Raw genomic sequence first — 25,449 nt, forward strand, 5'->3', positions numbered from 1 at the left:
ATTCAATGAAAATAACAAAAATAGTAACCGGGAGCAGGGAGTCGGAACAGGCATACATGATGTTTAGCCAGTCTTGCAAAGAAAAAGAAATGCTCCATTTGCCCCTGTCAAGGGAAACATTTGAGGATAAGTTTCTGAAGCAGAATGAGGGGATGGAGAAAATTACACTCCTTCTGGATGACGGTATTGCATTTGCATCAGGAGTTGTGGACCATCTAACAGGGAAGCTGTTTGTAACAATGGTAATAACTGATAAATCCTGCCGAAGAAAAGGCTTTGGCAGAGCAGTATTGTCTGCTTTAGAAAAGCAGTTAATGGAACGCGGGCATAAGACGGAGCTGGAAATATCCTTTTTTAATCCGGTAGGGCTGCCCTGGGGTGTTCCGGGGAAAGAAGCAGTAACCCATCCGAACACACCCGGCGTGGACATTCAATCGGATGCATATATATTCCTGAAAAACTGCGGATACCGGGATTTTGCCATGCAGAATAGTTATTATCTGAATCTGTCTGATTATCAGGCTCCCAATGAAATGGATGAGAAAAGTAGTAACCAACTGTCTGAAGAAGGATTTTCATTTACCTTCTTTGATCCCAGCGTTCACCGGGGCATGGAAAAGATGATGCAGGATTTTCAGAATCCTCTGTGGGAAAAGGAGATACTAAACACAACTCTGTCAGACAGCAATATTGATGCACACGGAAATAAAGGAGGGAGGCCGATTCTGGTTCCGGTGTATCAGGGGCGGGTCTGTGGGTTTGCAGGACCTCTGGATGTGGAGGAAAGTAAAAGAGGGTATTTTGCCGGTATCGGCATTGATGAGGCGTTCCGGGGAAAAGGTCTGGCTAAAGTTTTGTTTTGCTTCTTATGCAGCGGGCTGAAGGAAAAAGGTGCAGAATATATGACGCTGTTTACAGGGGAAAATAACCCGGCAAGAAATATTTATGAATCCGTGGGATTTTCCATAATACATACGTGGGCAGATATGAGAAAACGTTATTTATAGGGAAGATCAAGGTTGAAAAGGTTGAAAGATAATTAGGAAAGGAAGCCACGGAGTGATTCTTTCAATTTGATTTGTGACGCAAAGCTGCCAGAAAGCAATTTTAAGAAACGCTCTTGTGCGTATATGTATGGAGACGAATAAAAAGCAAAAAACAATTATGGCAATAGGCGGTCATGTGGGCGATGCGGAATTAACTTGCGGAGGCGTGTTGGCGAGCCTGTCTTTAAGGGGATACCGGATCGTTACGGTGGCATTGACCGGAGGAGAGAGGGGAAATCCGCCCCATCTCTCTCCACAGGAATACCGCATACAGAAAGAGCGTGAAGCAGCAGAATTTGCACAGATATTAAAGGGTGAGGCTCTGGTTTATCCCTATGTGGATGGGGAACTGCCTGACAGTGAAGAAGTGAGACTCAGGCTTTGTGATGATATCCGGACATATAAACCGGCAGCAATTATGACACACTGGAAATACAGTATGCACAAGGACCATGAGCTGACCCATAAAATAGTAAAAGATGCATGGTTTTATGCAGGGCTTGCAGGTCTGGAAAGAACAGAGGATGCCTGGTTTGCAAAAGGTCCTTATTATGCCCAGAACTGGGAAGACGCAGCACATTATACTCCATATTTATATATGGAAGTAACAAATGAGGGGTTTGCTTTATGGAAAGAGGCTATATCGAAACATTGGTTTGCTGTAAACAGCCCCAGTTTTCCATATATGGAATACTATGCGCATTTGATGAGATGCAACGGGTGTCTCGCAAGAAAAGAATATGCTCAGGCATTTACCGTAGAGGAAGAAGCTAAGAAACTGGTTTTGCAGGAGTTTTAGGATTTAGGAGTTCTTGGGGGTGTTTTATGATAAAGAGATGGGAGGTTTGAGAGAAAATGATTCGAAATGGTATAGATTCTATTGATGATTACAAGGGATGGTTTACTGGTAAAAGGCTTGGGCTGATTACTTCGGTTTCCGGTGTAGATAAAAGGCTGGTATCCACTATTGATATTTTACGTGAGAAATTTATGCTGACAGCGCTTTACAGCCCGGAACATGGTGTCCGGGGAAATGTGGATGCAGGAGGCGATGTGGGTGCCTATGTGGATCCTTATACAAAGATTCCGGTTTACAGTTTATATCGCAAAGATTCTAAGCGGTTTACAAAGGAAATGCTGGATCGGGCAGATACTCTGGTCTATGATATTCAGGACCTGGGGGTGAGATATTATACGTTTATTTCAACGATGTATTATGCGATGCAGGAATGCGAGAGATACCAGAAGGAATTGATTATTCTGGACCGCATAAATCCCCTTGGGGACAAAGCGGAGGGGACTTTGCTCCGGGAAGAATATGAGAGCTTTGTCGGTGCATATACGCTCTGTATGCGGTACGGACTGACTATAGGAGAACTGGCAGATATGATATATCAGGAACAGGGTTATCATTTTGAGCTGAAGGTTGTCCCGGTACAAGGCTGGGAGAGGAATTGGATGTTTCCCGATACAGATGGCATATGGGTAATGCCCAGCCTTGGGATACCCAGGTTCGATACAGCACTTTTATATCCCGGGACCTGCTTGTTTGAAGGAACCAATCTCTCTGAAGGCAGGGGGACATCTGCACCTTTTGAAATAATCGGAGCACCTTTTGCAGACGGATATAAGCTGGCAAAGCATATGAACATGAAAAATTTGCCTGGAACCATATTTTCGCCGGCATATTTCACACCTTTTAGCTCAAAGCACCAGGGAACGGCATGCGAAGGAGTCCATATACACATTACGGACAGGAATGCATTTTGTCCGGTGGAAACCGGTCTGCAATTGTTGTTTGCTTTCCGGGATTATTATCCGGGAGAGTTTGCCTTTCTGCCACCCTATCAGGATGGTGCAAGAAGCATGATAGAGTTACTTTTTGGCAGCGGAAAAATCCTGGAAGAGGGGCTGCAGGCGGAGGAACTGCTTTGCGGACTTTCCAGAGACAGCAGTAAATTTTATAAAAGAAAATCTAAATTTCACAGGTATTAAATGAAGCAGAAGGGAAGCGTCAGAAAGCAGTCTCAGGCACACCCCGGTACACCATGAAATAGCTTTAAGGAATACAAGGAGATTATGATGGATTTAAAAAAATTGGAAAATTTAGATCAAAAAATAGGACAGTTGATTGTTACCGGATTCCCGGGCAGTAAACCGGATCAAGCATTTTTGGATTTAGTGAAAAAGGATAAGGTTGGAAATGTTATTTTCTTCTCTTACAACATAAAGAGTAAGGAACAGGCGGCAGCTCTGTGCAGGCAATTGCAGGATATCATCCTGGAAGAGACCGGGGTTTTGCCCTTTCTTAGCGTTGACGAAGAGGGAGGCGTGGTATCCAGACTGCCTGAAGATGCAGCTGTGCTTCCATCTGCAATGGCGCAGGGAAGAGCTGAAGCGTGTTTGCAGCCTGCAATGTATGACCCGCAGATTCCAGAAAGCGATTTACAGGCATACCCCGGGGAATGGGATCCCATTTATCAAGGGTCTAAAATTGTAGGAGAAGAATTAAAAGCACTAGGCATAAATTTTAACCTGGCTCCGGTACTGGATATAAACAGCAATCCGCGAAATCCCGTAATTGGAGTCAGAAGTTTTGGAAATGATCCCGCTTTAGTCAGCAAATGTGCTGTACAGGCGGTACGTGGATATCAGGATGCCGGGATTCTATGCTCAGGAAAGCATTTTCCGGGACATGGGGACACGGATGTCGATTCCCATCTGGGCTTGCCTTCTGTAGATAAGAACCGGGAGCAGTTAGAGAGGGAGGAACTTTTGCCCTTTCGAACTGCCATTGCAAAAGGGATTCCTGCCCTTACGATTGCACATATGCTTCTGCCGGCATATGAACCTGAAAAAATCCCATGTACAATGTCTAAGAAAGTCATAACTGGTTTACTCCGGGATGAGCTGCAGTTTAAAGGGCTGGTAATTACCGATTGTATGGAAATGGATGCCATCCGGAAGTATTACGGGACACCGGCAGGTGCAGTAGAAGCTCTGCGGGCAGGGGCAGATCTAATCTTTATATCCCATACAGCATCGGTAGTCCATGAGTCCATACAGGAAATCAAGAATGCTGTAGATGACGGCAGAATTGAAATGAGCAGAATAGATGAAGCGCTGCAGCGGGTTTTGCAATATAAAGCATTATATGCCGGAGAACCCCCAGAAAAAAAACATGGGACAAAAATTAAAAAAAATCACACTGCACAAGCTGACTTCAACTCTGGTCAGCCGATGGATTTAAAGCTTGTGGGAACAGCTGACCAGAAAAAGTTCATGGAAGAATTTTACAGAAAATGCATTGATCTCTATAAACCAGAAGGAATGGATAAAATGAAAGTCGGACGAATGCCGTTATGGATCGGACCATATCCGGCAAGGACTGCCCTGGTGCAAAATGAAGCGGACAGCAGCTTCGCTTTTCCATCCTATCTGAAAGCGAAGTATGGCGGTGATGCTGTATATATGTCATTAAATCCAACCCTGGATGAAATAGACATTATATTAAGCAAAACAAATTCATGCAGTGCTATAGCGGTGGGCACTTTAAATGCCCATATGAATCCCGGGCAGGCCGAACTGGTTGCCAGACTGGCGGCTAAACTGGAAAAGGCGGGAAAACCTATGGCAGTAGCAGCCCTTAGAAATCCTTATGATCTGGAGCAAATGCCGGAGAATATTTTTCGGGCAGCACTATATGAGTACAGTGAAAGGGCGTTGAAGGCTTTTTGTGATCTTGCTTTCTTCTATTAATTATTTTTATCTTATGCATAATTACAATTATTTATCCGGCTGTGCATTGACACAGGTTTCATAAAAAGTTATACTTTTTATTGGAAATATGATGTAATAACGTATTTGCAAAAAGATATCGGAGATGTTTTCTATAATTGAATTCACAAAGATAGAGAACAGGAAAAGGGCTGTAAAAAGCCTGATTAATAGGAGGAATTTTAATAATGAAAACAATTGGTTTAATTGGAGGCATGAGTTGGGAGAGCACGGTTACATATTATCAGATCCTGAACAGAGTGGTGAAAGATAAATTAGGTGGTCTTCATTCTGCCAAATGTTTATTATACAGTGTAGATTTTCAGGAAATAGAAGAATGCCAGGCTAACGGTGAATGGGAAAAAAGCGGTAGTATACTGGCGGAAGCAGCAAAAAATCTTGAAAAAGCAGGTGCTGATTTTATTATCATCTGTACCAATACAATGCATAAAGTAGTACCCCAGATAGAAAAGGAAATAGAGATACCAATTCTTCACATTGCGAAAACTGCTGCGGTGGAATTAAGAAGACAGGGGATTGATAAGGTGGGCCTTTTGGGGACGAAGTATACTATGCAGCAGGACTTTTATAAGGAGAACCTGAAAGAGAAGCAGGTGGATGTAATCATCCCCGATATCCAGGATATGGAAATAGTTAATTCGGTCATTTACAAGGAGTTATGCCTGGGAATTATATCGGAGAAGTCCAAAAGAGAATACTTGAGAATTATCGACGGACTAATGAAAAAGGGTGCTCAGGGTATTATTCTTGGATGTACGGAAATCGGTTTATTAGTGAAACAGGAGGATACAGAGATTCCTGTGTTTGATACTACTTATATACATGCCAGACAGGCGGCTATGCTGGCGATGGAAGAGCGGGTTTTGATATAGGTAATATGTTAGGGGCGTTGGAAAATAGAACTGGTATCTATTTTTCAACGCCTTATTTTTATACATTAAGCAAGAAATTCAAAAGTCAGCTAACCAATCAATTTTCGGCACGTATAGCTGTATACTCTGGCTTGTTTGATAAATATGACATAAAGTCTACCTTTCAATACATTATAAAGCCGTATATCATCAGTATAGTATATAATAGAAAAATTATATTACAATAAAATATAATAATTAAGTGGAAAAATTGTATTATAAATTTTTGAAAAGAGGAAAGCAAATGAATCAAAAAATTCTACAGTTAGTCGGAAATATTGAACAAGTAATCGTCGGGAAAAAACTCTCTGTCATAAAAGTAGTTCTTGCAATGTTGTGCAATGGACATGTATTGATAGAAGATGTGCCAGGTACCGGGAAAACTCAACTAATACTTGCTTTATCCCAGTCGGTTGCCGGTGTATTTCACCGGTTGCAGCTGACGCCCGATATTATGCCTTCAGACATTATCGGTTATACCATGATTGATCCCGAGACAAAGAAGATGGTGTATCGGGAAGGTGTGGTCAATTGTAATTTCCTTCTGGCGGATGAGATCAACCGGGCTTCGCCAAAAGTGCAGTCGGGATTATTGGAGGTCATGGAAGAAAATCAGATCAGTGTTGATGGAAAAACTTATCCGCTTCCAGAACCCTTTATCACTTTTGCTACTCAGAATCCCGTTGAAAACTATGGTACTTATCATTTGCCGGAAGCTCAGATGGACCGGTTTTTCATGAGATTATCCATAGGTTATCCAAATCATGCAAGTGAAATGGAAATTTTGAATAAAAACAGCGTGAGAAGCTTAAAAGCAGCATTGAATCCGGTATGGAGCATTGAAGATGTAACGGCTATGCAAAAGGAGGTTGAGCAGGTCCGGGTCCAGGACGAGGTTAAGAAATATATTCTGGATCTGGTTCAGGCAACCAGGTCTAATGAGAATGTCTCCCTGGCAATCAGCCCAAGAGGGAGCATCAGTCTCTTTAAAGCGGCAAAAGGCCTTGCCTATATGGATGACCGTGACTATGCAACGCCCAATGATGTAAGGGCGATTGCGGTTGATATCCTGGCTCATCGAATGATCCTTTCCAGAAAAGGAAAGGTAAAATTTAAAGATTCCAGAGCATTTATTAACTATTTACTGGAAAATATTTCAGTGACATCTTAGAAAAGAAAAATTATGGGAAAAATTAAAATATATAAATTAAAAGAATACTTACTTACCGGTCTTGGAATTATTATAATCGGCTTGTTTATTGATATGGATTTTTCACTGGTTTTCTTAGGGATGTATCTGGCTGCTCCGATCCTGTCAATTGGCGGTGCGTTTGCAGTAGTGAAGAAGCTTGAAGTTTCCATAGACATTCAGAAAACTGTTCTCCTAAAAGGGGAGAAAGGGAAAATATCGGTTACCGTAACGAATCACAGCCTGCCGCCGGTTCTCGGTCTGGAGGTTATCTTAACCGAAGAGAACCATATACAATATTTGGGTAAAGACCGGTATCATTTATCAATTGGCGGCAGGCAAAGCCTGTCATATGATAAAGAATACCAGGCTGTCATGTGGGGAGAGTGTAATCTGAAAGCAGCATATGTAACCGTAACAGATTTATTTGGATTTATCAGTTTTCAGGAAGCGGTTGCTGATCATGAGAAGATTAAAAAAACAATCAAGATTGTACCGGATATTCCGGATGTACTGATAGAAGATGAGTGTATATGGAACTGCTTCAGGATTGCAGATGATACTCAGGATGAAAAAGAATCCAGGGAATCTTTAGATCAAAGATCAGCCATGCCCGGATATGAATACCGGGAATATCAGCCGGGAGATCCCATCAAAAGAATTAACTGGAAATTATCAGAGCGCAGAGGAAAATATATGCTGCGTTTGGATGACTACGCCATGTGTTCCCCCCCGGTCTTTATACTGGATGCATATGTGGATACGGATGCCTGGCCGGAGATCCAGAGAAGTCAGATAATTTATAAGGAACAGCGGGTTCTTGAGGGAATGCTGGGAGTGACAAAGGAATTTATAGAAAATGGATCCGGTTGTGAACTGTACTGCTTTTTTGAAGGAGAGGTTCAACAGACATCATTAAATGCAATGGAAGATCTGGGAGCTCTGCAATGGAAGATGTCCAGGTTTCAATTTGAGCACAACAGCTATCGTAGTTTTAATCTATATGATCAGATTCCGGATAGCAGAGGCGGATATATTATATTCACGACAGGCATGAATGAAAGGTTGAAATCCCAAATTAAAATTCTGGGAAATCAGGTGATAACGGTAATCGGAGGAGAGAATTTGTTTACTGCCCCGGATATGTTTTTGATTACCGAAGAATTTAATTTGCAAAGAATTACCTGATGATGGAAGAAAGGAAACACTTATGCTGAACACAATAAAAAAGAATGGAGTACCCCTTGTATATGCAACGTTTGTCTGTGGTATTATCCTGACTTTATACATACAAAATATCCTGGTTTGGAGTATCGTTGTCTTATTATTTCAGGCAGTGTTATTTTGTTTCTTTTATTTTATTGAAGAAGATAATACCAGGAGAGGAACGCTATACTATTGTCTGGGTTTAGCTGCTGTGCTTATCATCGTATGGGTGTGCTGTATGGCGGCAGGTAAAACAGTTAATGAATTCAAAGACATTATTTTTGGCGGCGTTTATACGACGAATATTTTTCTGCAGGCCGGAATCATGGTATTTATATGTTTTGTGATCGGATCGCTGGTTTATTACTGTTCCAATGTGATACAAAATAGTCTGCTTAATTTTTTGATTGTAATTATGCCTATGCTGCTTTTTCTTAAAACAGGCAGAATATTTTCCAGTGTATATATCATAACTCTATGCTTCATGTACTTTATGACAATCCTGCATTGCCGCCAGATGCGGGAAGAGAGCAATTATACATATATTATTACGAAAGAGTATAAATGGTACGCATTTTTACTGCTTGGCATTCTTATTCTTCCAGCTTCTTTGATGCCAAAAGGATATCTGGCGCCCTTTGGAGAGGAATTTAGAAATCTGGTGATGTTTCAGATTGATGTAAACTCAAATGCAAATCTGGGACACCTGAATAAACAGTCAGGGAACAGCAATGGAAATGAGGATTTAGATGATCAGATTTTACTATATGTATATGCGGATGAACCGCTTTATCTGGAACGCCAGTTTTATACTTTTTATAACTGGGACAACCATAGCTGGGAAATGAAAGAAAGCGATAGTTTTGAGGGGCTTGATATTCAGCAGAATCCTTTTAATATGGAAGAATTGTATACTAAAATAGATGAAATTTTATTAAATAAAAAGGAGCTGAAGCAAAGTTTCCCAGGTGTGCAGCCGGAACTTTCAAAAGCAATAAACTCTATTGAAAAAACGGTTTACCTGGAGCCACTGATGAACTTTACCATGCTGCCTCACCCGCCGTATTCTTATGCGGGTAAATTAGAGATGGAATTACAGCAGCCGGTGTTATGGGATGCGAACAAAATGATGGCAGTCAATGGAAGTACATCATACCCTTACACAGTGAAATATATGAAGAACGAACTGACAGATCCGGATAAAATATTAAATTTTCTATCAGAACTGAATGAGGATGCATATAACAGATTAATAAAAGTATTTGATGATGAATATGTGGACTATTATGAAGCATTTTCTTTTGCCTATTCAGATCATATCAAAAGACAGTTTGACTATTATCCGGATTATTTAAAAGAAAAGGCATTGGAAATTACATCAACCGCCAAAACCGATTATGATAAAGCAAAAGCCCTGGAAAAATATTTTCATGAAGGAGATTATATCTATGATGCTGCCTATGTACCGCCGGATTACGGACCAGAGTATTTCATGGAGAACAGTAAACGTGGAGCCTGTACCCAATATGCAACGTCCATGGCGTTAATGGCTCAGACACTTGGCTTGAACGTCAGGTACATGGAAGGTTTTAAGGTCAGTGAATATGATGAGAAAAAAGGTGCATATGTTGTCAGGACAAAAAACTCCCATGCATTTGTGGAAATATTTATTAAAGGTCTGGGCTGGATGGTTTTTGAACCCACAGTATCCTTAAGCCAGGAATATGAAGATAAACCGGCAGATACAGTAACAAAATGGTGGGAAAACATTACCTTTCAAAATATACTGGTTATCATAGCTTTTGTGTCAATAGGTCTCAGCCTCCTTATGATTATCCGGACATTAGGGAGTGAATTATGGTTTCGGTTCCGTATATTATTTTGTACAAATGAGCAGTCGGTAAAAATGGTATATCATAGATTATGGAAGATTATTTTAAAGAAAATGAAGAAAAAAACAATACTGGGAAGTAACGATTTAATCCAGAGTGTTCAACATGGATATGGATATGACTGCACTGTAATCGGACAGATATTTGACCGAAGCACGTATGGAAAAACGCTGGTTTCCGGAAAAGAAAAACGGGAAGTTATACAATGTTATAGGCATTTGTACAGATTAATAAAAAAGAAGAAAAACCCAGATTTTGCATAAATGATTAGTAAAAAGACAGCATACAGCATGATTGGATTATACCCGGTTCTAATCTGATTCCATCATCATTTTTCTGGGGGATAAAGTTGAAGGCAGGGTGTGAACAGCATTGGTCACACCCTGCCTTCTTTGGAACTATCTATTTCCCGCCATCTGCACGTCCCACTTTGCGGCAAGCCATTCTCATTACAGGATAAAAAATTAATTCTCTTTTGTCTCGCCGCTGTCAGATTCTGAATCATCTTCATCAGGCTGTGAATTTATAGTTTCAGTAAAACTGTACAGATAGTCAAAATCAGACAAATCTTTACACAATTCAATATATTGAAGTGAACTTTTATCAATCAATGAACGGAGACCCTCATACTCAGTACGAGCACAGCTTACAATATGTTCAACCTGATCTTCGGCACGGCCGATAATCTGATCATGCTTTTTATTAGCCAGTTCCAGCTTCATGTTTGCTTCAGTTAATATATTTGCTGCATCTTCTTTTGCCTTAATTATAATCCGCTCTGCTTTTTCATTTGCCTGATTTTCGGAAGTCTCTATTTTGGCTTTTGCTTCGTTTAACTGAGCTTCAATAGAGGATTTATAACGCTCTGTCTCCTGCATCATTATTCCATTTTTCTTCTGTAGTTCCAGTGCTTGTTCAGAGGCTTTTTCCTGTATGTAAAGAGCTTTCTTTTCAGCTAAAGCTAAAACTTTCTGAGCTTTTTGGTTAGCGTTTGTTATAGTTTCTTCTGCACTTTTTTTCGCTTTTTCCATTTCTGCATCTGCAAGATTCTTAATATTATCAAAATATTTTTCTGCATTTTCCTGAGCAGTAGAAAAAATATCAATCATTTTTTCAGTCTTCGGAACACGTGTATTATTTGCTGATAAATCTTTTCTTAACTGATTCACCTGGTCTTCTAAATTAGCAATTTTTTTTAAATGAGCCTTTTTTTCTTTAATTAAATTCTGTATATGGTTATTCATTCTTTCAGGATCATATTTAGGCGGTCTGGATATAATGTCCTGGCCTGCAGTAAAAGGTTTTCTGGATTCTGAGTCCGGTGATTTTTCTTTGATGGATTCATTATTATTAATATTATTCTGTGATGCTTCGGGTTTCTTTTGGGGATTAATTTCAACCGTGGGATTATTTGTCTCTTCTTTTTTTGAATCATTTATAGAGGGAATAATGCTGCTTTGTACGGTGGGATAAGTGGTATCCTTAGTTTCTGCCTCAACAGGTAATTGATTTTCTTTTTTTTCTGATAAATCCGTATTTTGAGATAACATGCTTTTTTGTTCTTGTTTTTGGTTTTCCTGATTCATTATTATGCTCCTTTTGTTTTTTATAAACTGAATTATTGATATGTAGTTTGAGATAAATTGATTTATTTGCAATGGAATCAAATCTGAGATATTTCAAAAATATAGTACAAAAATAACATATTTTAAAAATACAATGCATGAAAATGTATTAAAAAGCACATTTTGTGTATTAAAACAAAGATAAGAAGTTGATATACCGCAATTTACATCGCAAATAATAAAAATATGTCGATTAATTTTCTATTCAGTACATATAGATCAATAGAACCACTATTTTTTGTTAGAATAATGTCTTAAAGAAATTGGGAAGAAATGAGGCTATGAAAGATAAAGAAAAAAAGATACAAAAGCAGTATGAGCAGAATATAGAGCAGAATATTAATATTTTAATTTGCAATGAAAACGAAAGCCTGATGAAAACATATAAAAATCTGCTCATATATATTGCTGAAAAAAATGGGTATGATGTGACGTTTGCCTTATATGAGAGTGGAAAAGAAGCCCTGTTTTGTGAAGAGGACAGGGCAAAAACACTCGATCTGATTATGATTGGATGGGAATACAGGTATTTAAGAGGGATAAATATTGCCAGGGCTTTTCGGAAAAATGAATGTGAGGCTGAAATTATTTTTTTAGGGATGGAAATTGAAAATATATTGGATTCCTTTCAGGTGAATCCTTTTTACTATTTTATAGAAAAGGAAGTCACTCATGGAAAATTCGAAGAAGTAATTATGAAGTGCTTTCGGTTAATTCTAGACAAAAAAAATAATTCCCTGTGTTTTACTCAAAATGGAAAGTTGAACAGGATTAATATGAATCGGATCGTTTATATGAAAGTAGAGCATAGGGTAACGCAGATTTATTGCCAGGACAATCAGGAATATTCTTTTTATGAAAGCTTAAAAAATGTAGAGCAAAGCATTAAAAATGAGAATTTTGTCAGGATTCACAGGGGCTATATTGTGAATTTAAACTATGTGGACTGCGTAGATAAAGGTGAACTTTATCTTATGACCGGGGAAAAATTACCTGTTGCGAGAAATTACAAACAAGATCTTGTGGAGAGGATGATACAGCAGGAAAAGACAATACTGCTGTAAAGTGAAAAAGGAAGGTAGGAGGAGCATGCTAAACAAGAAAGGGTATACGGTTCCAATGGCGTTGGCATTAATGCTGTTGTTAATGGCATTTGCAGGCAGCCTTCTTTTGGTTGCCAGCTACAGATATCAAAGTACATTCGTGCGTCAAAAACAGGATCAATTATATTTATATGCAACGGCATTAGTTGAGGATGCGACTAAAACAATTGAAGAGGGGAAGTTAAACCAGCAGATTGCGCAGATGGTAAAAAATATTATTGTTACAGATCCGGGTAAATTGTCCCAGTATGCAAAAGTCTATAAGTTTCAGTTTGACCTGGGGGAAAATGCAGGCGGAGATAAAAAGTATTTAACAAATTCCTTTATACAGAATGATCTTGGGAAAGTTTACATGGATATGTCGGTTGCTTATGAACCCCAGGGTGCCGGCCAGATACTTCCGGATGATGCAAAGAATTATATAAGAATTGGAGACCGCTTAAAAGTAGAATACCGGATAAAGCTGACGGATATGGAATATCGCATAGCAGCTGATTACTATTGTTCTGCTAATGCGAATAAAAATCCCGATGGATCGGATGTGGAGCCTCCGCCATCGCTGGAACCTTTTATAAACATGAAATGGCAGTTAAATAAATATACCGGAAAACTATATACAACTTAAATTCGATTGGAGGGATAGTGTGTTCAATAAAATTATTAACATTTTCCGTAATAGTAAAGGTTCTGTTTTGATTGAAACTTTATGCGCATTTGCTGTTCTGACAATTGTAATTTCTTTTTTCAGCCTGAGTGTAATCAGTGCATCTACGTTATTTCGTAAATCGGCTGTGGTATCCAGTGAATGGGAGAGGATATTCAGTAAAACAGTTGAAAAGGATTTTTCAGCTTCGTTTACAAAAAGTACACCGGCATTTAATGTAGTAATGGTTATGAACAATATTAACAGAGAAGACATTATTCTTGCAGACAACTCCCCTTTGGGTACAGGAACGATTGATGTATCTACTGTAAATAGTGGGATGATTCCAACGGTAATCATGCTGAGAGATAAAGTGTTCTGCAGGTATGAGGAACCTGTAAAATCAGAAGCTTCCGTATCTGGCGGCAATGCATATATTTATACAATTGATAACAGGTAAACGATCCTGCAGATACATAAATATAGTATAGAGAAGGTGATGAAAATAAAACAAAAATACATGGATAAACATGGGTTTACCATAGTGGAATTTATTGTAACGATGGCTGTAATGTCCATATTTTTCTTAGGAGTCACTCTGATATTAACTTCAGGCAGCAAGATTTACCTTACAGAAACGGTCGCAGGAAATAATCAGGAGGCTGTCACCACGATTATGGATGATATCACTAATTATGTGATGTATGGCGAAGATGTGAGGGTCTTCTACCGTTTGTCAGAGGGAGAGACGAAAGTGTCCGGAAAAACCGTGGCAGGGGCAGCCGCCAGCTGGTTTGCAGAAGGAACTGAGGTTTATCTGGATCCTAAGGACGATAACCGGTTAATCTTTGACGATATGAACGGAACCAAAAATGCTGTTGCTTTACCTGGTTCCGGTGTTACCGGACAGTTAGTGTCAGGTGCAGAATTTTATGGTAACGGAATAGATCTGGGATATAAAAAAATTTATTTAGTGAGTAAAAAAATAGCAGCCGATAATTATCAGGGGGAATCCATTTATGGGCTGTCTTTTGGCGGCAAATATTACAGAGGGTTAAATTTGAAACTTCAAATCAGAGACAAGGGTGTTGTGGCAGGGGATGCAGGTAAAAAAGGGATTTATATGATTAAACTCACCGGAACCGGAAAGATGGCTGTGGCATTATCGGAGGTATCGGTAGAAGGCTTAAATAAGAACTAGATGCAGGAAAGGAGACATCCCATGTCTGAACAGATTCAGAATGATATAGAAGCTAAGATTAACAGACTGCGTGAATTAGAAGTAAAACAGCAGTTAGAGATAAAAAAGAAAGTATATAGGAAGAGGGGAATCATCGGGATTGGAATAATATTAATGCTTGTTCTGCTGCTATTTGTCAGCGTTCAGTTTACTTATATCGCTGGACAATATTATACATTGAAGCGTCAGATAAACATAATGGATGAGCGAATACAGCAATTGGCCTCGGACATGCGGATGCAGGAGGGCAGAATAGAAGAAAGGAATACAAATAAGGATGGCGAAAAGTAAGATGAATAAAAATAAGATATTTACCTCTGCAAAAAAAATCTTTAAGTCCAGGGATGAACTGGAACAGGAAGAAGTGCTGGATATTGAACAACAGGATATTGCACAGGAGATAGAACAGTTAAGAGCAGAAATAAAAGCGTTCTATCTGGAACATCCGGATAAAGATCCTTCCATGCCGGATAAAATATATGTGAAAGATATGAATGAACTGGAAGAAAAGATAACAGAACATATTCCCAAAAAAGTAGTGGAAGATGAAATTGTTATAAAGAATATGATTGAGCAGGACGGACCGGCAGGATCAAATCCCTTAGATTTCAGCCGGATGAAGGAATATGATCTCCCAGATGAATACAGAAGCCAGGTGTTTTCACCGGATATTGTAGAAACGGATGTTATGGAGGAGCAGGATACCGTTGTTGAACGTAGTGATGAGAAGACTAATGCGGATACAATCAGAGAGTTATTCGGTGAAGAACTATATCAGGAAATGGGAGAAACTGCGAAGGATGAAGCGCAGAATATTATCGTTGAAGATAAAGCAAATGAAAATACAGCAGATCTTAATTCTGTGAAAGACAGCCTGGACCAGGATCTGCTCAAACAATTGCAGGAACTGCGCATGGAAGAAGGCCAGGATTCGGAATTGAAAAACAGAGTTTTCACTCATCAGGACTCATCAAAATATAAAAGCAATCATTCCGGTGAGGAATCCGGGCATATTGAGCAGGCAGAGCAGGAAGCGTTCGTGGGACAGATGGATGATGAAACTCAGAGTATGAGTGATCTGTTGAGCCGCCTTTTATCAGAGGGTAAATTAGAGGCAGATCTGCATAGCAAGGACAATCAGGAAGATAATGGAGATGTTTATATACCGGGACTGAATATGGAATCTGCAGAAAATACAGAAAAAGCAGAAGATGAAGATGAAAGCATTGAAATTACAGACACTAGGTCTGATGGAGAGCATGAAAGCTTGAATACCGAGGAACCGGGAGAAGTCCATGACAGCAATTTATCTGATTTATTTAGCAATTTGTTATCTAATGATCAGATAAGTGAAGCGGATGAATCACCGGAGACAGATACAGATGATACTGAGGAATACCGTAACAAAGTTTTTATATCTTCTGTCAAAGCGGACAAAAATATGCCTCGGCCGGAGTCTGCAGAGGATGGTAGAGTTTTAGGGCATGGTAATGAAAAGGCCGGGAACAAACCAGGTGACACGGTAATCCTCCAGGAGTATGGTGAAAATGGAGAGGAGCAGATAGAAATAAACCTTGATGGTCTTGCTGGAGAAGGCCCGGATAATCAAGACTTATCTGATGATTTAGAAAGAAAAAGTGAAAGCCCAGAACCTGTTTCTATGGATAATTGTTTAAAACAGGAAATCGTGCCTGATTCTGGATCAGAGGGGCAAACAAATCCGATAACCAGTGGTGAAGATGAATCTTCCGCCAATCATGATATGGAATCAGCAAAGACACAAAGTAATGCACATGTGGAAGATGAATCTGAGGAAAGTAACACAAGTGAAGAAGTGATTACCGATGGATCTGAGAACAAAGATAATGTATCAGAAAATCATTCCCCGGAAAATTCGCGGGAAAAGCAAGTGCAATTAGATGAATATAGTGATGAAATCAAAATCGTTTCAGGAGAAAATGCAGATGAAATTCTAAAAGTGGAAATGGAAAGGAGGAAGAGTGAATCGGAGGATAATGAAGAAACAGACAGCGACAACCTGGGAATTAACAGTTCTATTGGTGATGAAACAACAGATCAGTTTGAAGTCATGGAAGATTTATTGAATTCGTTATTAGGGGGATCCGATTCTGGCATTGATCAGGAAGCCGAAGCTGTTGAAGAGTGCATGGACATGGAATCATCCGGACTGTTTCATAATGATTCAGAGCAAAAGAGTGACGCTGGAAAAATTAATGAAATGGAAACTGCTTCGGTAATTGGCACAGGTGAACATGCAGAACAGTTAAAAGGTAAATCCTCCGGTAATACAAATAACATAGAAGATATCCTGAATTCATTAATGGAAGATACGCAGGCTGGTCAGTCTGATTTACAGAATAATGAAAAGCAAAACATAGAAAAACAGGACATAGAAAGCCTGGAATATATAGATGAGGACAAGGATTCTGCAGAAGAGAAAAAGAAGACAGAACCCACAAAACCTGTCTCTGCAGAAAAAAGAATGGAAGATGGAATTGCCGCTTATTTTCAGGAGGATCATGCAGCGGACATGCAGAAGGTAATACATAAAAAGATATCCGATCCGGTATCTGTGGCTGTACCGGAAAAAAAGAAAATTGTTGGGAAAGCAGCTAAGGAAGAAAATAATAAAAAACCTGCGGCAAAAAAAGTTCCGGAGGAAAGGATAACAAAAGAGAAGCTAACGAAAGAACAAAAACAGACAACTGCTGAAATAGTAAAAGCAGATTCTTCCAGTCATGCAGTAAAAGTGCTGACAGAGGAAAAGCGGCAGAGCCTGCTGTCCAGGCTGATTCAGAAAATTCGAGAACTATTTAAGAAAAAGCCTAAATTGGAGATTGTCAGCCAAGAGGCTGTTATGGAAGAGAGTAACGTTTATAAAAGTCAGGAAAAAGAGACCTTTATTAATGGATTAATTACCGGTTCAGTCAGCGGAGATAACGTGACGCTGAATCCGCTGGCAGTTGTAAAGAAGGATGTCATTGCCCAGGGAAAGGTTCTTTGTTTATCTGGAGCAGCTATCATGGGGAAAGTAAGCTGTGATTCCATCGTTGTGGAAGGAACGGTATTTGGCGAAATAGAAGCAAGAGGAAAAGTAGTCATTAAAAATGATGCATTAGTTTTGGGAAATATCTATTCATCCGATGTAAGGATTACACAGGGGGCAATGGTACAAGGAGACATCTTTTTCAAAAATCCTGAAAGAAAGGGGAAATAGTACATGGCAAAATTTCGTTATACGGCAAGGGACATGGAAGGAAAAGTTGTTAAAAAATATGTGGAAGCAGCCAATTATGCGGATGTATATGAAAGCATAGAAAAAAATGGATTGCAGCCTATCAAAATTTTACAATTGGATAAGCAGGAAAAGCAGACGAAAGCTAAAAAATTATCATTAAAAACAGTTACCTTGTTCTGCAGGCAGTTTGGTTCTATGTTATCAGCCGGAATTCCCCTGGTTAAAGCTTTTGATATCCTTACTGTTCAGGCAAAACAGACAGGGCAAAGGCAGTTGTATAGAATATACGGAAATATATACCAGAATATTCAAAAAGGTATGTCCTTAAATGAATGTATGAGGGCAGAAGGGGATGTGTTTCCTCCTATGCTGGTAAATATGGTTAGAGCCGGTGAAGCCAGTGGTAATCTGGATATTGTTATTGATAAATGCGGAGTATATTTCGAATCTCAGCATAGGTTAAAAAACAAAATAAAAACGGGATTACTGTATCCGAAAATTTTGTTAGTGCTGCTGGTAATTATTGTTGTCGGTCTGTTTACTTTTATTTTACCAAAGTTTTTTGTTGTATTTGATCAGTTAGATGTTGAACTTCCTGCAGTTACTCAGGCAGTTATTGCAATCAGTGATTTTTTTATAAACAAATGGCTGTACATCGTAATTGCAGTTGCAGCAGTCTGGTTATTATTCGTTATTTTAATGACAAATTATCAATTTGCTTATTATATTGACCAGATAAAAACGCAGCTCCCTATAATCAGAGTAGCTACAGAAAAAGTGGCGATAGCCAATTTTAGCAGTACGATGGCTGTACTTTACGGAAGTGGTGTTTCTATGCTGGATTCGTTGGAGATAGCATCTTCCATTTTGAATAATAAATATTATGAAGAACGTTTTAAATCGGTTATCAAGGCGGTGGAGTCGGGGAAAATGCTTTCCGCAGCTTTGGAAAAAGAACAAATATTTGAACCGATGTTTACTTCACTGATGTTTGTTGGTGAAGAAGCCGGTAATCTGGAACATATCCTGCAGGAAATCTCCGTGTTCTATATGAGTGAAGCAGAAGAAGCAATTGCGAGAATGGTAACAGTGATTGAACCGGTAATTCTGGTTATCATTGGAGTATTGTTACTGGTTGTAATTGCAGCCGTAATCGTTCCATCATTTTCACTTGCATCTCAGGTTACCGAAAAAGCAAAGGCAAGTTAAGGAGGCAGATCATGATTGGTATTGAAATGACAGGCAGTAACATACATATTGTATCCGGCGTCCTTAGCGTAAGGGGAGTCCGGATATTAGATTCATTCAGCATAACCACCCCATGGGGAGCACTTAGAAACGGATATATTAAAAATATAAAGGGACTGGCGGAAGAGATCAGGGGGGCTTTGCTGGATCATAACCTGATAAGAGAAAGGCAAATTTGTTTTGTGGTAGATGGTACTGCGTTAAAAAGGAAAGAAGTAGAGGTACCCTTTGAAAAAAGGGAAATAGTACTTCAGCTCATGCAGCGTGAGATGGGGGAGCTTATTGCAGATGAAGATCACATTCTGGACTATATTGTAAAAGATATATACAAAAAAAATAATAAGAAATATATGAAGTGCATTTTGTATGCAATTCCCAAAATCTTTCTCAAGGATTATCAGGGGCTTTGTGAAGAGAGCCGGTTAAATTTAAAAAGTATTGATACATTAAATGAATCCATTATTAAGCAGTTAGACAAAAAGGACATTGGCATAATTAAAGAGTTTTCAGAGCCTAAAAAAAAGAAGAAAGTAAAGAAACCCAGGAAAAAGAAAGCAGGATTGACGGATAGTTTTCATGAAGATCAGGAAATAGATGATGAAACAGATGAATTTCAGAATGTCCGGATCGAAGGACAGGTGAAATTATGGATTGGTCTTTATTATGAAAAAATTAAAATAATGACAAATGGTATCGATGGAGATATCTTTACAAAAACAATCATGCTGGAGGGGATGAATCTGGATCTTGGAGGTGATACAGAGTACGAATCAGAGATGGAGGAGGAAAAGAATATGATGATACTTTATATGAAGGAAATAAAACAATTCCTGGCATTTCAGAAAAGTGTATTACCGGATCAGCCTGTGGAGAGCATCTATCTATACGGTGAATTTTCCATGCTGTCTAGAATGTGTGAACTGACTGCAGCAATGGTCGATATCCCCACCTCCCATCTTCCTGTTCCCAAAGGGGTAAGAGGGATATATGAAACAGATTATCCAAAGTACGCAGGGGCAATTGGCTGTCTTTTAAAAAGTTAACAGGTTGGAAGAAAAATATGTAAATGGAAGGAAGCCACGCTGTTGTTTTTCCAACTCAATTTATTTGTGGCAGTATAGCAGATGCTTTGCTATATGCATGGGTTATAAATTATGAAAATAAATAGAAGAGATAAAGATATCAATTTTTATGTCAGTTTGCATGAGAATGAAAATCCGGATAAATTTAAAGCACGCCGTTCCAGTAATGCAGTATTTCTCGTTTGTGCATTAATGCTGGGAAGCGTTTTGATCGTATATGCAATGGCGTGGAATCAAAACCTGATGGTAGAACGCGATATTACAGCATCTAAAGCGTACATACAGGATGAAAATAACGTCAAACAGTATAATGAAAAACTGGCAATAAAAGCAAAAACAAAAAAAATAGAAGATTATAATAATGCTTCTTCACAATATTTGAAGCAGTTAGAAGACAGTGCCCGGTTCTCAAGTAAATGGGTGGATTTTTTTACTGCAGAAATGGATAAGGCAATTGGAGATGGCAGTGAAATTACGAATTATAATTATGGAGGTAATTCCTTAACGTTAAATTGCTCTGCTGATGATGAGAAAAAGCCTAAGCTTTTTGCCCAGCATTTAAGTGAATTGAAGAAAAAGGACGGAACACAGATGTTCTCGGATGTGCAGTACACAGGGTTTAAAAATCAGACTGATGTCTTTGGCGATATGGTTTATATTTATGATTTAAAAATAACGCTTTGGCAAGTGGATACTGAGACAGCAGAAGAATCTGAACCAGCAGTTGCTGAAACACAAGTTCAATCTGAAACGGTACAATAAAGAAAGGGGGTTAAATATTGAGTTTTTCTATTACGGAGAGTCAAAAAAAGCTTATCATGCTGCTGTTTACGATTATGTTCAGTGCTTTGATTATCACAATGGGTGTTCAGTCCGTCTATGACAAAATTAAATTAAATAAAGAAGAGCTGGAGACCTTAAAGATCCAGGAAGACGGAATCCGCAGCGTAATTGAAGATGTTACGATAGAACCCAATTATGAAAAGATCAAAAAAGACAGTAAAATGACCTTTGAACAAAATTATAAAAGCTTTAAGGCTAATGAAAAAATCGAAGAAATTGTTACCAGCCTGGGATTGAAACTGAATTCCATAAATATATCTCCTTATACAGAAGTCGATGCTGTTACCTATGAAAGCAGTATTGTACAGCCAAAGAATGCTAAGGACTATACAAAGATGCAGGCGGATATGGGAGGAGAATTAATTAATCTTTTTCTCGTTTCACAAATATCTATATCATTGGATGTAAACGATTCCCAGTGTCTGCAGGTAATTAATGCTATTAATAATATACCACCGGAAGGATTAGGAGAAAAAAATAAAGAGCGCTACTGTCTTCAGATACCTACTGTCGAATTTGAACCTCAGGGGGAAACAGTCAGAGAAGTGTCATTGCAGGTAAATATGTATGGGATGACACCGCCGCCGATAGAGGAGGAAAAACAGTAATGGATTTGAATTATATCATTGCATATGCAGTTATAGCAGGAATTATCGTCGGCAGTTTCTTAAATGTATGTATATACAGAATTCCAAGAGAAATTTCAGTTAATGGAAATCATGGAAGGTCCATGTGTACTTATTGTAAAAAGACACTAAAATGGTATGATCTGGTACCGGTAATCAGCTATTGTGTTCTAGGCGGAAAATGCAGATTTTGCAAAAAGCATATTTCCCTTCGTTATCCGGTTATTGAACTTTTAAATGGCGTTCTGTGGGGAGCGGCTGCATATATTTGGGGAAAGAGTTTAAATACAGTTCTATACTGTATTTTCTTTTCTGTATTGATTGTAATCTGTATGATTGACTGGGATACGATGGAGATTCCATACAGGTTTGAAATCATCATTATTGGATTAGGTATAGCTTCCGTTTTTATAAATGGAACAGATAACATTTGGGATAAAGTAATTGGTATATTTGCAATCAGTGTGCCCATGATTCTCATCACTCTGTTATGCGGAGGGTTTGGAGGAGGAGATATCCAGCTAATGGCTGTTGCCGGATTCCTGCTTGGGTGGAAGGCAAATATTGTTGCTATGATGGCAGCAGTAATTATCGCTGGAATCTATGGAATTATGATACTCATTCATAAGAAAAAAAGAAAATTGAAGATGCCGTTTGGACCTTTTCTTTCTTTTGGCCTGATAATAGCCTCGATCTGGGGAAATATGATTTTTGACTGGTATCTGGGATTATATTAAGGGGAGGTAACGATGGAAAAAGAACAAAATCAAAGTTTGGAAATGATTCTGGTTAAAATGGGTCTTCTAAATGAAGAGGGACTGCTGAAAGCTGCTGAGGCAAAAAAAGCTTACCCGAAGAAGATGCTGAGTACTATTTTACTGGAAAAAAATATAATATCTGAGTTTGATTATATACGGGCTATGGGTGTTAAATATAATCTTCCGCTGGTTAATCTTGCAGCCCAGAAAATATCTCCTGTCATACTGCGGTATATTTCGGAAGAAGATGCCAAAAAGAATGTAATTATTCCTGTACATGAAACAGAATATATGCTGCATGTTGCTACCGACAATCCTTTTAAGCAGGTATTATTTGAAAAACTCAGTCAGTTATGCGGTAAACAGGTTTCTGTGCTCCTGGCCACTAAGAACGATATTGAAGAAGCTATCCGGCAAAATTATATACAACAAAGTGTTAATAATATAATGGCACAGATTGAGGATGAGTTTGGAAAAGGAGAAGAAGAACAGGAAGAAATCTTTGCATTTGATGACGAAAGCCTCCAGAATGATTCTATTGTAAAGGCGGTAGGAGTTATTCTGGAACAGGGATATCAGAGAAAAGCAAGCGACATCCATATTGAGCCTGTAGAAAATCATGTAACTGTAAGGCTCAGGATAGATGGAGAACTAATAGAGACGATGTCTTTTGCCAAAACAGCTTTTGGGCATCTGTTGAGCCGCTTTAAGGTGCTAGGGGGATTAGACATTGCAGAAAAAAGACTGCCCCAGGATGGTAGAATGAATGTGCTTTTAGATGGAGAAAAAGTAAACATGAGAATTTCCACTCTCCCGACGATATTCGGGGAGAAGATTGTTATTCGAATTCTGGGGACCAGTAACCCTGAGGATATTCTCGGAATAGAGGATCTTCATATGGGTCAGAATCAGAAAAAGTTTGAAAAGGGACTGAGTGCGCCGAATGGGATTGTGCTGATTACAGGACCTACCGGAAGTGGTAAGACCACAACCGTATATGCAGCTTTGAAAATGCTGGCAAAACCTACTATTAATGTAATTACGGTAGAAGATCCTGTGGAAAAAATATTACCGAAAATTAATCAGGTGCAGGTAAATATAAAAAGCGGTCTTACGTTTGCAGCCGGATTGAGATCGATACTAAGGCAGGATCCGGATATTGTAATGATAGGTGAAATCAGAGATGCAGAGACTGCCGAGATAGGAGCACGTGCGGCGATAACCGGTCACCTGGTTATTGCAACCATGCATACAAATGATGCGGCATCGGCATTTATGCGTTTAATAGATATGGGGGTGGAGCCATATATGGTTGCATCCTCAATTGCCTGTGTTGTGGCGCAGAGACTGGTAAAAAAAATCTGCAAATACTGTAAAGAAGAGTATTCTCCTGAACCAGAGGAGTTGGAGGAATGGGAAGGAGAGAAACCTGAAAAATTACACCATGGAAGAGGATGTCCAATGTGTAATAATACTGGCTATCTTGGCAGAATGGCAGTCTATGAAATCATAGAAATAGATAATAAGGTAAAAAGGTTTGTTGTACAAAAGGCAGAGAGTAATGTCATAAAAGAATACCTGAAGGAGGAAAAGGGATTTCTGGATCTGGGATTACATATGCAGGAGCTGGTGAACCAGGGCGTTACAACTACTCAGGAAATGAAAAAAATAAAAACATCATTAGACTAAAAGGGGTTGGAATCATGGGTAACGAAATTGAAAAAAGGCAGATAATAGATATTCTTTTGGAGACCTGCAGGGAATGGAAGGTATCTGACCTGCATTTTACAAAAGGACTTTCGCCTATTATGAGAATTCATGGGAGTTTGGAGAAAATGAAAGAAGTGGGTATTCTGAATGAAAATCAGATACGTGCTTTGGCTGATTCTATGCTGGTTCAGGTAAAAAAAAGATATGTATTTGGACAGGATGTGGACTTTTGTTATGTTTCAGCTGACGGTAACCGGAATCGTGTCAATATTTACACACAGTATGGGAGTCCTGGTATAGCAATACGTTTGCTAAATGATACGATTCCCACAATTGATGAACTGCATCTTCCTGAGCTGTTTAAAAAGCTGGCAATGTTCCCGAGAGGGCTGCTTTTGGTTACAGGACCCACCGGGAGCGGTAAATCCACTACACTGGCATCTATGATTAATTATATTAACATGAATAAACAATGCCATATTTTGACATTTGAGGATCCGATAGAGTATAAACATGAGCACAAGAGGTCTATGGTTAATCAAAGAGAGGTAGGAAGGGATGTGGAGTCTTTTGCAGGTGCATTGAAAAGTGCCCTTCGAGAAGATCCTGATGTCATACAGGTAGGAGAAATGCGAGACCTCGAAACTACATCATCAGCCATAACTGCCGCAGAAACAGGGCATTATGTATTGTCTACTTTACATACAACCGGCGCTGCCAGTACGCTTAGCCGTATCATAGACCAATACCCTGCAAGCCAGCAAGACGAAATACGGATACTTTTAGCACAGGTTTTATGTGGTGTTATTACTCAGACTTTGATTCCGAAAGCGGATGGGACAGGCCGGGTGGCAGCATTTGAGATTTTGCTGTGTAATGATGCAGTTTCTAATATGATAAGGGAAAATAAATGCCATCAGATTGCATCAGTGCTTCAAACAGGTCAAAAAGTAGGGATGCAGTCATTGGATTACCATATTGCGAAACTGATACAGGCGAATATTATAACTTATGATGCAGGTATTGAAAGGTGTGTTGATAAGCAAATGGTGAATAAATACTTGGTTAATAAGTAAAAAAAGACGAAAAAAGTCATGAAAAAGTAAAAAGAAGTAAATTAATGTCAAAAAAACTGCATTTCAGTACATGATAGATAAAAATATGACATAGAAAGAGTATTTGAATACAAAAATGATAACTATTCCATTTTTTTTGTTATTTTATTAATGTAGCTGACAGTAATACATTTACTGCGGCATAGAAAAATTGT

At 38.9% G+C, this 25,449-nt stretch carries 22 protein-coding genes; 21 read left to right on the forward strand and 1 reads right to left on the reverse strand.

Annotation, left to right across the window (positions count from 1 at the left end):
• Positions 1 to 5 precede the first annotated feature (5 nt).
• From CD03_RS0103555 to CD03_RS0103590, 8 genes are all read left to right on the forward strand, one after another.
• Positions 6 to 1,007, forward strand: a complete 1,002-nt coding sequence (locus CD03_RS0103555) for a GNAT family N-acetyltransferase (RefSeq protein WP_027292457.1) — start codon at positions 6 to 8, stop codon at positions 1,005 to 1,007.
• Positions 1,008 to 1,134: 127 nt separating this feature from the next.
• Entirely contained in the window at positions 1,135 to 1,845 is a 711-nt protein-coding gene (locus CD03_RS0103560) for a PIG-L deacetylase family protein (RefSeq protein WP_027292458.1), read from the forward strand.
• A 56-nt stretch (positions 1,846 to 1,901) separates the two neighbouring features.
• The gene (locus CD03_RS0103565) at positions 1,902 to 3,041 is read left to right on the forward strand and encodes a DUF1343 domain-containing protein (RefSeq protein ID WP_027292459.1); all 1,140 of its coding nucleotides are present in this window, start codon (positions 1,902 to 1,904) and stop codon (positions 3,039 to 3,041) included.
• 84 nt (positions 3,042 to 3,125) lie between these two features.
• On the forward strand, positions 3,126 to 4,805 hold the full coding sequence (locus CD03_RS32235; protein WP_081820100.1) for a glycoside hydrolase family 3 protein: 1,680 nt from the start codon (positions 3,126 to 3,128) through the stop codon (positions 4,803 to 4,805).
• A gap of 206 nt (positions 4,806 to 5,011) precedes the next feature.
• Positions 5,012 to 5,716: an aspartate/glutamate racemase family protein gene (locus CD03_RS0103575; protein WP_027292460.1), complete on the forward strand. Its 705-nt coding sequence runs from the start codon at positions 5,012 to 5,014 to the stop codon at positions 5,714 to 5,716.
• A 283-nt stretch (positions 5,717 to 5,999) separates the two neighbouring features.
• On the forward strand, positions 6,000 to 6,926 hold the full coding sequence (locus tag CD03_RS0103580) for an AAA family ATPase (RefSeq protein WP_027292461.1): 927 nt from the start codon (positions 6,000 to 6,002) through the stop codon (positions 6,924 to 6,926).
• Between the two features lie 12 nt (positions 6,927 to 6,938).
• Positions 6,939 to 8,132, forward strand: a complete 1,194-nt coding sequence (locus CD03_RS0103585; RefSeq protein ID WP_027292462.1) for a DUF58 domain-containing protein — start codon at positions 6,939 to 6,941, stop codon at positions 8,130 to 8,132.
• 22 nt (positions 8,133 to 8,154) lie between these two features.
• Positions 8,155 to 10,305, forward strand: coding sequence for a transglutaminase-like domain-containing protein (locus tag CD03_RS0103590; protein ID WP_027292463.1), 2,151 nt, complete (start codon positions 8,155 to 8,157; stop codon positions 10,303 to 10,305).
• A 201-nt stretch (positions 10,306 to 10,506) separates the two neighbouring features.
• On the opposite strand, the gene CD03_RS0103595 is transcribed toward CD03_RS0103590, so the two are convergent.
• Entirely contained in the window at positions 10,507 to 11,709 is a 1,203-nt protein-coding gene (locus CD03_RS0103595) for a hypothetical protein (protein ID WP_156042753.1), read from the reverse strand.
• Between the two features lie 239 nt (positions 11,710 to 11,948).
• Here CD03_RS0103595 and CD03_RS0103600 point away from each other — a divergent pair, with 239 nt between their 5' ends.
• The 13 genes from CD03_RS0103600 (at position 11,949) to CD03_RS0103660 (ending at position 25,255) form a co-directional block, all read left to right on the forward strand.
• Positions 11,949 to 12,731 (forward strand): LytR/AlgR family response regulator transcription factor, encoded by a 783-nt coding sequence (locus CD03_RS0103600; protein WP_027292465.1) that lies wholly within the window; start codon positions 11,949 to 11,951, stop codon positions 12,729 to 12,731.
• 25 nt (positions 12,732 to 12,756) lie between these two features.
• Positions 12,757 to 13,395, forward strand: a complete 639-nt coding sequence (locus CD03_RS0103605) for a hypothetical protein (RefSeq protein ID WP_027292466.1) — start codon at positions 12,757 to 12,759, stop codon at positions 13,393 to 13,395.
• 19 nt (positions 13,396 to 13,414) lie between these two features.
• Complete coding sequence (locus tag CD03_RS0103610) at positions 13,415 to 13,873, forward strand: hypothetical protein (protein WP_027292467.1); 459 nt, start codon at positions 13,415 to 13,417, stop codon at positions 13,871 to 13,873.
• Between the two features lie 39 nt (positions 13,874 to 13,912).
• Entirely contained in the window at positions 13,913 to 14,614 is a 702-nt protein-coding gene (locus CD03_RS0103615) for a PilW family protein (RefSeq protein WP_027292468.1), read from the forward strand.
• Between the two features lie 21 nt (positions 14,615 to 14,635).
• A complete protein-coding gene (locus CD03_RS0103620; protein ID WP_027292469.1) occupies positions 14,636 to 14,944 on the forward strand; it encodes a hypothetical protein in 309 nt (102 codons plus the stop codon).
• Positions 14,931 to 17,891 (forward strand): polymer-forming cytoskeletal protein, encoded by a 2,961-nt coding sequence (locus CD03_RS0103625; protein WP_027292470.1) that lies wholly within the window; start codon positions 14,931 to 14,933, stop codon positions 17,889 to 17,891. Before CD03_RS0103620 ends, CD03_RS0103625 begins: the two co-directional genes overlap by 14 nt.
• A 3-nt stretch (positions 17,892 to 17,894) precedes the next feature.
• Positions 17,895 to 19,121 carry a type II secretion system F family protein gene (locus CD03_RS0103630; RefSeq protein ID WP_027292471.1) on the forward strand — a complete coding sequence of 409 codons (1,227 nt, stop codon included), beginning with the start codon at positions 17,895 to 17,897 and terminating at the stop codon, positions 19,119 to 19,121.
• Between the two features lie 11 nt (positions 19,122 to 19,132).
• Complete coding sequence (locus CD03_RS0103635) at positions 19,133 to 20,203, forward strand: hypothetical protein (protein ID WP_027292472.1); 1,071 nt, start codon at positions 19,133 to 19,135, stop codon at positions 20,201 to 20,203.
• Positions 20,204 to 20,314: 111 nt separating this feature from the next.
• Entirely contained in the window at positions 20,315 to 21,004 is a 690-nt protein-coding gene (locus tag CD03_RS0103640) for a hypothetical protein (RefSeq protein WP_027292473.1), read from the forward strand.
• Positions 21,005 to 21,021: 17 nt separating this feature from the next.
• Positions 21,022 to 21,693, forward strand: a complete 672-nt coding sequence (locus CD03_RS0103645) for a hypothetical protein (RefSeq protein ID WP_027292474.1) — start codon at positions 21,022 to 21,024, stop codon at positions 21,691 to 21,693.
• The gene (locus tag CD03_RS0103650; protein ID WP_027292475.1) at positions 21,693 to 22,448 is read left to right on the forward strand and encodes a prepilin peptidase; all 756 of its coding nucleotides are present in this window, start codon (positions 21,693 to 21,695) and stop codon (positions 22,446 to 22,448) included. Before CD03_RS0103645 ends, CD03_RS0103650 begins: the two co-directional genes overlap by 1 nt.
• A gap of 12 nt (positions 22,449 to 22,460) precedes the next feature.
• Positions 22,461 to 24,158, forward strand: a complete 1,698-nt coding sequence (locus tag CD03_RS0103655; protein WP_027292476.1) for a GspE/PulE family protein — start codon at positions 22,461 to 22,463, stop codon at positions 24,156 to 24,158.
• A 14-nt stretch (positions 24,159 to 24,172) separates the two neighbouring features.
• Positions 24,173 to 25,255, forward strand: a complete 1,083-nt coding sequence (locus tag CD03_RS0103660; protein ID WP_044288878.1) for a type IV pilus twitching motility protein PilT — start codon at positions 24,173 to 24,175, stop codon at positions 25,253 to 25,255.
• Positions 25,256 to 25,449 lie beyond the last annotated feature (194 nt).

The sequence above is a fragment of the Robinsoniella sp. KNHs210 genome, from assembly GCF_000686105.1.
Classification (GTDB): domain Bacteria; phylum Bacillota; class Clostridia; order Lachnospirales; family Lachnospiraceae; genus Robinsoniella; species Robinsoniella peoriensis.

Excerpts from the sequence above, each read along its gene's own strand:
- CD03_RS0103590 (WP_027292463.1), top strand. The coding sequence starts at position 8,155 with ATGCTGAACACAATAAAAAAGAATGGAGTACCCCTTGTATATGCAACG.
- CD03_RS32235 (WP_081820100.1), top strand. The coding sequence starts at position 3,126 with ATGATGGATTTAAAAAAATTGGAAAATTTAGATCAAAAAATAGGACAG.
- CD03_RS0103555 (WP_027292457.1), top strand. The coding sequence starts at position 6 with ATGAAAATAACAAAAATAGTAACCGGGAGCAGGGAGTCGGAACAGGCA.
- CD03_RS0103630 (WP_027292471.1), top strand. The coding sequence starts at position 17,895 with ATGGCAAAATTTCGTTATACGGCAAGGGACATGGAAGGAAAAGTTGTT.
- CD03_RS0103625 (WP_027292470.1), top strand. The coding sequence starts at position 14,931 with ATGGCGAAAAGTAAGATGAATAAAAATAAGATATTTACCTCTGCAAAA.
- CD03_RS0103605 (WP_027292466.1), top strand. The coding sequence starts at position 12,757 with ATGCTAAACAAGAAAGGGTATACGGTTCCAATGGCGTTGGCATTAATG.
- CD03_RS0103650 (WP_027292475.1), top strand. The coding sequence starts at position 21,693 with ATGGATTTGAATTATATCATTGCATATGCAGTTATAGCAGGAATTATC.
- CD03_RS0103635 (WP_027292472.1), top strand. The coding sequence starts at position 19,133 with ATGATTGGTATTGAAATGACAGGCAGTAACATACATATTGTATCCGGC.
- CD03_RS0103615 (WP_027292468.1), top strand. The coding sequence starts at position 13,913 with ATGAAAATAAAACAAAAATACATGGATAAACATGGGTTTACCATAGTG.
- CD03_RS0103580 (WP_027292461.1), top strand. The coding sequence starts at position 6,000 with ATGAATCAAAAAATTCTACAGTTAGTCGGAAATATTGAACAAGTAATC.
- CD03_RS0103640 (WP_027292473.1), top strand. The coding sequence starts at position 20,315 with ATGAAAATAAATAGAAGAGATAAAGATATCAATTTTTATGTCAGTTTG.
- CD03_RS0103660 (WP_044288878.1), top strand. The coding sequence starts at position 24,173 with ATGGGTAACGAAATTGAAAAAAGGCAGATAATAGATATTCTTTTGGAG.
- CD03_RS0103560 (WP_027292458.1), top strand. The coding sequence starts at position 1,135 with ATGGAGACGAATAAAAAGCAAAAAACAATTATGGCAATAGGCGGTCAT.
- CD03_RS0103620 (WP_027292469.1), top strand. The coding sequence starts at position 14,636 with ATGTCTGAACAGATTCAGAATGATATAGAAGCTAAGATTAACAGACTG.
- CD03_RS0103585 (WP_027292462.1), top strand. The coding sequence starts at position 6,939 with ATGGGAAAAATTAAAATATATAAATTAAAAGAATACTTACTTACCGGT.
- CD03_RS0103575 (WP_027292460.1), top strand. The coding sequence starts at position 5,012 with ATGAAAACAATTGGTTTAATTGGAGGCATGAGTTGGGAGAGCACGGTT.
- CD03_RS0103655 (WP_027292476.1), top strand. The coding sequence starts at position 22,461 with ATGGAAAAAGAACAAAATCAAAGTTTGGAAATGATTCTGGTTAAAATG.
- CD03_RS0103600 (WP_027292465.1), top strand. The coding sequence starts at position 11,949 with ATGAAAGATAAAGAAAAAAAGATACAAAAGCAGTATGAGCAGAATATA.
- CD03_RS0103565 (WP_027292459.1), top strand. The coding sequence starts at position 1,902 with ATGATTCGAAATGGTATAGATTCTATTGATGATTACAAGGGATGGTTT.